General features: G+C 66.1%; 3 protein-coding genes and 2 pseudogenes. 4 read left to right on the top strand and 1 reads right to left on the bottom strand.

What is annotated here, in order from left to right:
• Window positions 1-59: 59 nt before the first annotated feature.
• A pseudogene (locus A5706_RS35235) lies at window positions 60-116 on the top strand (hypothetical protein); the annotation flags it as partial.
• An 8-nt stretch (window positions 117-124) separates the two neighbouring features.
• On the opposite strand, the pseudogene A5706_RS13110 reads toward A5706_RS35235, so the two are convergent.
• Window positions 125-799 (bottom strand): annotated as a pseudogene (locus A5706_RS13110) (SDR family NAD(P)-dependent oxidoreductase); the annotation flags it as partial.
• A gap of 644 nt (window positions 800-1443) precedes the next feature.
• On the opposite strand from A5706_RS13110, the gene A5706_RS13105 reads away from it, so the two are divergent.
• The 3 genes from A5706_RS13105 to A5706_RS13095 all read left to right on the top strand — a co-directional run bounded on the left by A5706_RS13105 (window position 1444) and on the right by A5706_RS13095 (window position 9944).
• Window positions 1444-4233, top strand: a complete 2790-nt coding sequence (locus A5706_RS13105; protein ID WP_068131181.1) for an AAA family ATPase — start codon at window positions 1444-1446, stop codon at window positions 4231-4233.
• Window positions 4234-4320: 87 nt separating this feature from the next.
• Window positions 4321-7128, top strand: a complete 2808-nt coding sequence (locus A5706_RS13100) for an AAA family ATPase (protein ID WP_068131178.1) — start codon at window positions 4321-4323, stop codon at window positions 7126-7128.
• Window positions 7129-7673: 545 nt separating this feature from the next.
• Window positions 7674-9944, top strand: a complete 2271-nt coding sequence (locus A5706_RS13095) for a LuxR C-terminal-related transcriptional regulator (protein ID WP_068131175.1) — start codon at window positions 7674-7676, stop codon at window positions 9942-9944.
• Window positions 9945-10111 lie beyond the last annotated feature (167 nt).

Raw genomic sequence — 10111 nt, 5'->3', positions numbered from 1 at the left:
CGGTCGTCAAGACACCGCTCTACGAGGGCTTCATCCCCAAAGACGAGATCGACGCCACCTTGGCCACATTCGCGCCGCTTCATCCGCTCGGACGAGTCGGCACCCCCGCAGACGTCGCTAACGCGGTGACGTATCTGCTGTCTGACGAGGCCAGTTGGGTCACCGGCGCGAATGTGGCCAAGGTGGCGTCGATCTCGTCTTTGGGGATGAAGCCCTCGTAGAGCGGTGTCTTGACGACCGCGGGCGCCACCGCGTTGACCCGTATCTGGTGCCCGGCAAGCTCTATCGCCAGGTTGTGGGTCAGCGCATGCAAGCCCGCCTTTTGCATCGAATATCCCGACGACGGCGTCAGACCGATCGCCTGGTGTGCCCACATGCTGCCGATGTTGACGATGGACCCGCCCTCACCGCGGGCGACCATGCCCTCAACGACGGTCTGCGTCAGGAAAAACAGGGCATAGTTGAGCTCCATGTAGGAGTCGTAATCCTGCGCGTCGTACGCGAGAAACGGCTTCGGGATGAAGAATCCGGCCGCATTCACCAACAGTGTGGCATCGCTGTGGTCCTCGGAAAGCACGCGCCGCACATCGGCGACCGCACCGCGATCCGTCAGCTCGGCGGTGACACCCCAAGCTTGACCACCGCCGCCGGTCAGCTCGGCCAAGGTGTCTTCCACGCGGTCTTTCGACCGGCCGACGATCACCGCGCTGCCGCCGTGGCGCACTATATCGACGGCGACCTGCCGACCCATACCGGCGCTGCCGCCGACGACGATGACCTTCTTGGAATCGAAGTGCATGGTAGGACCCTTCTCCTGATCAATCTCGACGGCTCCTCCCGGGCAGTCCTCAGCTTTGCCCGGCAAAAGAGTTGACGCCGTGGCGACGACCTTCGCGCCACGCATGTCGGCGTGTGAACTGACATCAGTCTTCAGTCGGGCGGGGTGTGCCGTCATCACCCCCGCGTCGTTTCACCCGGGTGAGTTCTGAAGCCGAGTCCTTCGGTTGACGGCCACCAGGTCGTCAACATCGGCTGTCGGTCCTTGTTTGTAGCCACGCGGCACCAGCGGCCATCGCGGTCCGAATTGCCCACTACCACAATCTATTTGATGATGACGCACGTTCAAACGACGGTATCGCAAAGTACCGCCACCAATCGGCTCGTCCTCCGGCGGGGGTCCGGCGACGCGACCGTTGTCGGCTCCGAGCGATGGTGACGATGCCTCGGTGGTGTCGCAGGTGGCGATACGGGTATACGAGTCACCAGCAATTCCGGCAAGCTCGATTTGGCTGCTGCGGTAGCGCAGGTAACGCGTAACCGCAGTTCGAGGGGCGGAGGAACACGCCTACACTGGCTTCCAGCACTAGCGGTGGCGGGGACTGTGGATACCACAACTTGGACCTCTTCGGCCCACCCACTTCACGTCGGTGGGTGGTGGCCTGAGTGACCACCGCGAGGCCGGCGGGGCAGGTACGCACACCGCCGATTCGTGGCCGCGCGGCTGAGCAGGAAGTGATCGGCGCGCTGGTCGCGGCTGTCGCTCAGGGGCGCGGGGGCGTCTTGGTCATCGAGGGGCCGCCCGGGATAGGGAAAAGTCGTCTGTTGACCGAGGTCATGGCGCGCGCCGAAAAGGCCGGTGTTCGGGCGCTGTTCGGCGAGGCCTTCGAGTACCAGCAGACCGTGCCATTTTTCTCGCTGTTCATGGCGACCCTGCGCGCGGACCCGCCCGTCGGTGATGCGGAGGCTCTGCGCCGCTTGGGCACGTCGGCCGACTTGAGCTATTGGGTGGTGCGCGATTTACAAGCCGCCATACATGCGGCAGCGTCCCGAAAACCCTTGGCGATTCTCCTCGAGGACATCCACTGGGCCGATAACGCCACCCTGCTTGCGCTGCGGTCGCTGGCGACGAGGACCGATGCCCCGGTGCTGTGGGTGTTTACTGCACGAACCGGCGCTGGCGGGCCCGCCGTTCGCGAGACGCTCACGGCGCTCGAACGCGAGGATGCCAAGTTTCTCCGGTTGACGGCGATGACACCGAGCGCAGTCGCCGACATCGTGGAGGACGCCGTGCGCGCCAATGCGGATTCGTCACTGCTAAGTCTGGCCGACAAGGCGCACGGCAACCCGTTCGTGCTGACGGAACTGCTGCGGGGGCTGCACGAGGAGGGCAGGCTCGACCTCAGCGGCGGCCGCGCGGTGGCCACCGGGGACGCGCTGCCACGACGGCTCAGCGACACCATGCAGCAACGACTCGACAAGCTCTCGCACGCTGCGAGCCAAGTCGTGCGCGTAGCGGCAGTTCTGCCCGACCGATTCTCGGCCCGGCTGCTCGCCGCGATGCTGGAACGCCGACCGGCCGCTTTGGTATCGGCGGTGGAGGAGGCGGTACGCGCCGACCTGCTGATCGAAGACGGTGAGCAGATGAGGTTTCGCCATGATCTGCTGCGCGAAGCGACGCGGCAGTCTTTGCCCCGGGCGCTGCGGCGGGCGATGGAGCGGCAATCGGCGACCGTCATGCTCGACATGGGCGCGGCGCCCGAGGAGGTCGCAACGCAGCTCGCTCGCAGCGCTGACGTGGGCGATCAGGCTGCGATCGCCGCACTCCGCGAAGCCGCTCAGTCCGTCGCCAACAGCGATCCGGGCGCGGCGGCGGATTTGAGCAAGCGCGCTTTGGAGCTTCAGCCTGCGCAAGACCCGGGGCGTGGGCCACTCGTCACGGAAACGATCGTGCTACTCAATCGCGCCACGCGCTATGAGGAGGCGCAAAGGTTGGCCAGCACTACCCTGTCGGCCGCGGTGGAGCCCGAAGAAGAGGCCAAGATTCTCCTCCGGCTCCGGACGGCGATCACAGATACGACGACGCGACACATCGAAGAGAACCGCCGCGCACTTCAGTTGCCGGACCTGAGCGACGTCACCCGGGCACGGCACCGCGCATGGCTGGCGTACAACCTTACGATGTACGGCCAGCATGGACAGGACACCGTGGCAGCCAACGACGCGGCGGCCGCCGCCGCATCCACCGGCGATCTCGAGTCGAGAATTCTGTCGGCCGTCGCGCTTGCCTACCTCGACTGCGCGGATGGGTATGCGGTCCGCGGTCTACGCCGCGTTGAGGAACTTCGAGCGCTGCCCCCCGCGGGCGACATGACCACGCATAACCTCGCCGCATGCCACCTGGCAAACCTGCTTGCTGTGGTTGGAAGGTCGGAAGACGCCGCGGCACTGATCGCGACCAGCACAGAAGCATCGCAAAAGGAACGCGATGGAATGGCGCTCCACATCTGGGCCCTGATGGCGGGGGTGGTGCGGCTGGCTGAGGGCCGGTTGGCGGCTGCCCGTGCGGCGATCGAGCGCCTGCCAACGCCGGAGCGACCGGGGTCGACTTTTGTCAACGCAATGCGCACGTTCACCCTGGCGGAGGTGGCGGCGCGCACCGACGACCGAACGCTGTTGGTGGAGACAATGAACGAGGCGCGCGACGCGTACTCCAACGGTTCACCTGCTGTGCGTCGCGGATCGGCGTGCGCGCTGGGTCTGGCGGCGTGGCAGCGCGACGACGTTCATGAAGCGGTTCGCTGGCTCGGCGACGATATCCCGCTCCTTATGACACCGTTCTTGCCCACCGTCTTGGATCAGCTCACCTTGACCGCGCGCGTGGCGTCGGCCGCCGGTGACGCCGGCCTGCGGGCACGTCTCCTGGACGCCGTTGAGGTGCTCGAACGTGAGCGACCCGGAGTTCGGTTGTTCTCGACAGTCGCCCAACACACCCGCGGGATCCTCGAGCGTGATGCCGAGGCATTGGTGGCTGCAGCGGAATCGCTGCACTCGTCGGCGCGTCCGCTGCTATACGCGAGCGCTGCCGAGGACGCCGGCGCCGAGCTGAGTCGCACACAACGCAACGCCGAGGCGCTCGAGCTCCTGAATGCAGCATTCGACACATACATCGAGTGCGAAGCGATTGCCGATGCCCGCCGGGTCGGCCGCACGCTACGCCGATCAGGCGTGGAACGGCGCATCACGCACCCGCGGGCAAGAACCGGCTGGGACAGCCTCACCGACTCCGAAATCAAGGTCATCAACCTCATCGGCGAAGGCGCGACCAACCGCTCCGTCGCGCAGCAACTACACCTCTCCCCTAACACCGTGAAGACGCACCTACACAATGCCTTCGCCAAACTCGGCATCGCGTCGCGCGCAGAATTGGCGCAGCTCATCCATGGCGCTGATTGATCGACAGCAAATCGGACGCGCGAGGTCGGCGGGCTAGAATGACGTCCACTTGAGTGGCAGTCCGGCAGATCGTGAACAGGACACCAGATGGGGGCTTCAACTGGCATTTTCGATGTCGGTGGTCAGCGGCTGGTCACTCCGCCGATCCGGGGGCGCTCAGACGAGCTCAAACTGATCGGCACCCTGATCGCGGCGGTCGCTCAGGGGCGCGGGGGCGTCCTGGTCATCGAGGGTCCGCCCGGCATCGGAAAAAGCCGGTTGCTGACCGAGGTGTTGGTGCTGGCCGACAAGGCTGAGGTACGCACTCTATTCGGGGAGGCGTTCGAGTATCAGCAAACGGTGCCGTTTTTCTCGTTGTTTATGGCCACCCTCAACGCCGATCCCCCGGTAGGCGACGCCGAGGCGCTGCGCCAGCTAGGCGGCTCGGCCGATTTGCGCTATTGGGTTGTGCACGATTTAGCCGACGCCATTCACGCTGCCGCAGTGCAGAGCCCGCTGGTCATTGTGCTCGAGGACATTCACTGGGCCGATAACGGCACGCTGTTGGCGCTGCGGTCGATGGCCACCGCGCGGCCGGATGCGGCGGTGTTGTGGGTATTCACCGCCCGTACCGGGGCCGGCGGGCCGGCCGTGCAGGAGACCTTGTCGGTGCTGCAACGCGCGAATGCCACGTTCTTGCGATTGGGGGCCATCACGCCCGACGCGGTTGCCGACATGGTCCAAGACGCCGTTCGCGCGAAAGCCGATGTGTCGCTGCTGAATCTGGCCGCCAAGGCGCACGGAAACCCCTTTTTGGTCAGCGAGCTTGTCGGAGGGCTGGGCGAGGAGGACCGACTGAACGTTCGCGGCGGGCGGGCAGTTGCCATCGGACACGGGCTGCCGCGGCGTCTGGCAGTCAGTATGCAGCAGCGATTGGACGTGCTCTCCGATACTGCTTCGGAGGTGGTACGAGTGGCCGCGGTGCTGCCGGACCGGTTTTCGGTGGAACTATTGGCCGCGATGCTGGAACGGTCGCCGGCGTCGTTGCTGTCGGCGCTGGAGGAGGCGGTGCGCGCGGACCTCTTCGTCGAAGACGGCGAGCGGTTGAGGTTTCGGCACGACCTGCTGCGCGAGGCGACCCGGCAGTCGTTGCCGCAGTCATTGCGCCGGGCGATGGAGCGTCAGTCGGCGTCGGTCATGCTGGGGATGGGCGCGGCGCCGGCCGAGGTGGCCACCCAGCTGGCACGCAGCGCCGAACCGGGAGACCGCGAGGCGATCGACGCGCTGCGCCAAGCCGCGCAGGCGGTCGGCCGCGGCGACGCGAGCGCGGCCGCGGACTTGAGCAAGCGCGCGTTGGAACTGTTGCCCGCTGACGACGCCGAGCATGCTTCCCTGGTCGGGGAGACGGTGGGATGGCTCAACCGGGCCAGCCGCTATGACGAGGCCGAAGCATTGGCCGACGTGGCGCTCTCGGAGGCGGCCTCGCCCGAAGTAGAGGCGGAAATCCGTCTCCGTCTACCGGTGCACACGAAGCACACTGACCAGCGGCGGGTGGCGGAGAATCGGCGCGCGCTTGACTTGAGCGGTATCAGCGAGGTCACGCGCGCACGCCATCTGGCGTGGCTGGCGTACAACCTGATATTCGACGAGGGCGGGCAACGGCGCGCGGCCGCCGACGAAGCGGCCGCGGCCGCGGCGGTCACCGGTGATCTGGAGGCCAAGATCATGGCCGGCGTCACCCACGCTCTGCTCGATGCCGGCGAGGGGTACACATCGCGCGCGCTACACCGTTTCGATGAACTTTGGCCCCTCGCCCGCACGAATGAAACGGCGTTGGCGCATGCGTATGCCGGAATGTACAACGCAAACCTGCTGGCAGTCGTCGGCCGGTTGGACGACGCCGCGGCCCGGGTTGCCGACGGAATAGGGCAAGCCCGCCAAGAAGGCAACGCGATGGCCCTCGCCATGTGGGCCGTCTTCAGCGGACTTGTCCACCTCGCTGCGGGCCGGCTGTCGGCCGCTCGCGACGCGACGGAGTCCCTTCCGCCCCCACAGCCGACAGGGGCAACCGAGCACGACGTCCTCCGCACGGTGATTCTCGCCGAGGTGGCGGTGCACACCGATGACCGGAACCTGCTGCAGCAGATGGTCAATGATGCGCGCCAAGCGCACTCCGCTGGCTCCGCCGGCATTCGACGCGGCTCGGCGTATGTGCTCGCGCGGGCGGCGTGGCAGCGCGACGACATTCACGACGCGACGCGCTGGCTCGGCGACGTCATCCTTTTGGCGACACCTCTGTTCCCCCACGCACTGGTTCGGCTGATCTTGGGTGCGCGGGTGGCCTCGGCCGCTGGTGATGCCGGCTTGCGCGCGCGGGTCCTGCAGGCCACCGAGGTGCTTGAGCGTGAGCAGCCCGCGGTGCCGCTCTTCGCCGCGGTGGCCGGATATGCCCGCGGCATCCTCGAACACGATGCCCAGGCCTTGGTGGCTGTCGCGGAGTCACTTCGCGCATTCCCGCGCCCGCTGCTCTACGCCAGCGCCGCCGAGGATGCCGGCGGCGAGCTGAGTCGCACGCAGCGCAACGCCGAGGCACTCGACCAGCTGAACGCGGCGTTCGACACCTACATCGAGTGTGGGGCGACCGCCGATGCCCGCCGCGTCGGCCGCATGCTGCGCAGCTTGGGCGCGGAACGGCGCATCGCCACGCACCCGCGGGCAAAAACCGGCTGGGACAGCCTCACCGACTCCGAACTAAAGGTCGTCAACCTGATCGCCGAAGGGGCGACCAACCGCTCCGTCGCGCAGCAACTGAACCTGTCCCCCCACACCGTGAAGACCCACGTGCACAACGCATTTGCAAAACTGGGCATTACTTCCCGCGCCCAATTGGCGCAGCTCATGCGCGGCGCTGATTGACCAGCCCGTCAAATATCCAGGCCACTACGCATACACCGCCCCAGCCCTAATGATCATCCGCTGGTCGATGGTGACGGCCGCGCCGCGCTGCCAACGTAGTGATTGAGCCCTGACATGGGCGGATCGAGAGAACGATGATGAGCACGTTGTTGGGAATGTTGATGATGTTGCCGGTGGTGTTCGGCGTCGGTGGTTACGTGTTGGTGTCGCGACGACCGTGATGAGCCGGCGGAGCCGACGCATCGATGCGGGAGAGGAGAAATACGGTGAGCGGGCAGAGCGTGAGCGCGGCTCACGAGAAAGTCCTCGAGCCCTTGGCGGGACGCGGGGCTGCCAGCCCAAGCGGGAACCGCAGGCGTGCGCCGGAGGTAATCACCGAAAACGGTTCTGATTCAATAGCCTCACCGCGATCGCCGCGCAGAACGAGCCCGCCCGACCCCGCAGAGAAGAGCGGGGAACCGGAGAGGCCGGCACCCACCCAGGATGCGGCAACGCCGAGTGTTGGCGTCCGAACGCTCGGTTCAATCGATTCGGGGAGTTCGCACATGACCGGCCCGGATGGCCGCAGGGACAACGGCTTTGGAGAAGCCGCCGCGCGAGCGGTCCTGCTCGGCACCAAGCTGCACATCCCTGCCGTCGGTGCCCAACTGGTTCACCGGACCACCTTGCTTGACGCACTGTCGGCGGGGCGCCGCCGCCGGCTGACACTGCTGAGTGCGCCGGCGGGATGGGGCAAGACGACATTGCTGGCTCAGTGGGTCCTCGGTGCTGACAACGATCAGCGATTCGGCTGGCTGTCCCTCGATTCCTCCGACAACGACCCGGTGTGGTTCTGGATGTACGTGATCGCCGCGCTGCAGAAGATCAGTCCGGCGGTGGGGATACGCGCGGTCGAACTGCTGGCGATGGGCGCCGACCCGGTGCAGGTCGTGCTGCCGACCTTGCTGAATGATCTGGACACTGTCGACGGTCCGATGGCGCTCATCCTCGACGACTATCACCTGGTGGTCAGTCGAGCGGTCCATGAGCAGCTTGCATTCTTTATCAGCCGAATGCCGGCCGATCTGCACTTGGTACTGGCGACCCGATCGGATCCGATGCTGCCGTTGGCTCGGCTGCGGGCCAGCGGCGAGCTCGCCGAGATGCGAACTGATGATTTACGTTTCGGGCCTGATGAGGCCGTCCACCTACTGAACGGTGTCCTCGGGCTGGACTTGGCCGACGAAGATATCAAACTGTTGCACCGACGCACCGAAGGCTGGGCTGCCGGCCTCTATCTTGCCGCCCTGTCCCTTGCCGGCCGTGTTGATGCGCCGGCGTTCATCAGAACATTCGCAGGCGACAACCGTCACATTGTCGACTACTTGATGGCCGAGGTGCTCGAGGGTCAGCCACCTGAATTGCGCAGCTTTTTGCTACGTACCTCGGTCTTGGGACGACTCAGCGGTCCGCTGTGCGACGCGATATTGCAAACATCCGATTCGGCCGCGAACTTGGAGAAGATCGAGCGCGAAAACCTGTTTGTAGTGCCGCTCGACATGGCGCGTCACTGGTATCGCTATCACCAGCTGTTCGGAGAATTGCTGCGCACCGAGCTGCGTCGCAGCGAGCCAGACCTCGTCCCCGAACTGCATCGACGAGCCGCAACGTGGTTCGAGAGCGAGGGCCTGATCGACGAGGCGGTCCGGCACCTGGTCGCCGGCGGAGACGTCGCGCGCAGTGCTGATCTGATCGCCGCGGACTGGGTCGACGAGTTCAACGGGGGCGGCTTGTCGACCGTCGCCGGCATGCTTGATCTGCTTCCCGAGGAGACCGTTTTATTGGATCCGCGGCTGAGCGTGGCCCGCGCCTGGATCGCCCTCAGCGTTGGCCGACTCGATGACGCCGCAGGGTGGATCGAGGCGGTCGAGACCGGATCAGCGGGTGACACCGCAGACGCCATCAGCGCTCAAGTCGTCGTCTTGCGCGCGGTTCATTCATTCAAGACGGCTCAAGTCACCGCGGCGCTTGAGACCGCTCGCCAGGCGATCACCCTCGATCTCCCCGAAGCGCCCCTGGGCCGGGCAATGGCGTACGGCACTTATGGATCCGCGCTCTACTTTTCGGGCAGCACCGCAGAAGCGCAAGCCGCCTTCCAGCGGGCCGTAGAGCTTGCCGAAAATGTCGGTGACCGTCGCGCCCGCAGCTACGCGCTGGGCCATCTGGCGCTGATTTCGGCCGAGGCTGATCAGCTCGCCGACGCCGAACGCCGGATCCGCCGGGCTTCCGGCAGCTCCCGGCCCCTTACGGACGCCGAACACCTTGTGGACGTAATGGTCTCGCTCGCCACGGCCGAAGTGCTCCGTATGCGCGGCGACGCGGCCGCGGCGGTGGACGCCGCCGACATGGCCGTCGCGTCGGCGCGTCAAGGTGGAGCAATCCTCGAGGTGGCGAAGACGCTGTCGGTCAGGGCGAAACTCTCCGAGCAACTCGGCGACCACCACAACGCAAAGGTCATCGCCGAGGAGGTCGCCGCCCTCCTGCGCGGTAGCGCGGAGGCCGGCGTCGCTGCGACAGTGCTCGCTTCGGCCAAGCGCAACGTGGGCGGCACGGTGGCTTCGCGCAACGAGGGCTACGCCCCCGACGAGGAGCTGACCCCCAAAGAGCTTGAGGTTCTTCGCCTGCTCGCCACCCGGCTATCGCGACGTGAGATCGGTGAGCGGCTATACGTCTCGCTCAATACCGTGAAGAGCCACCAGCGCGCCGTTTACCGCAAGCTGCGCGTGGAGCATCGCAGCGCGGCCGTTAGCCGGGCGCGAGAACTCGGCCTGCTTTAATTCCCGTGCATGGGTCCTGCCCGAACGCCTCTCGCTAATCACCCGGGTGAACAGACACTCGGGTGATGACGATTCACCCCACGCGCTTGCAGCCTGATACGAGAACAGCGCAGCGGTAGCCACCGCCAGGAAGACCGGGAACGGAACCACGACATGCTTTCGGTGAT

Origin of the sequence: Mycobacterium sp. E796 (genome assembly GCF_001672815.1) — a bacterium.
In the GTDB taxonomy this organism is placed as follows: Bacteria; Actinomycetota; Actinomycetes; order Mycobacteriales; family Mycobacteriaceae; genus Mycobacterium.
Note: the sequence above shows the minus strand (reverse complement) of the source record. Positions and strands in the feature narration are given on the sequence as shown.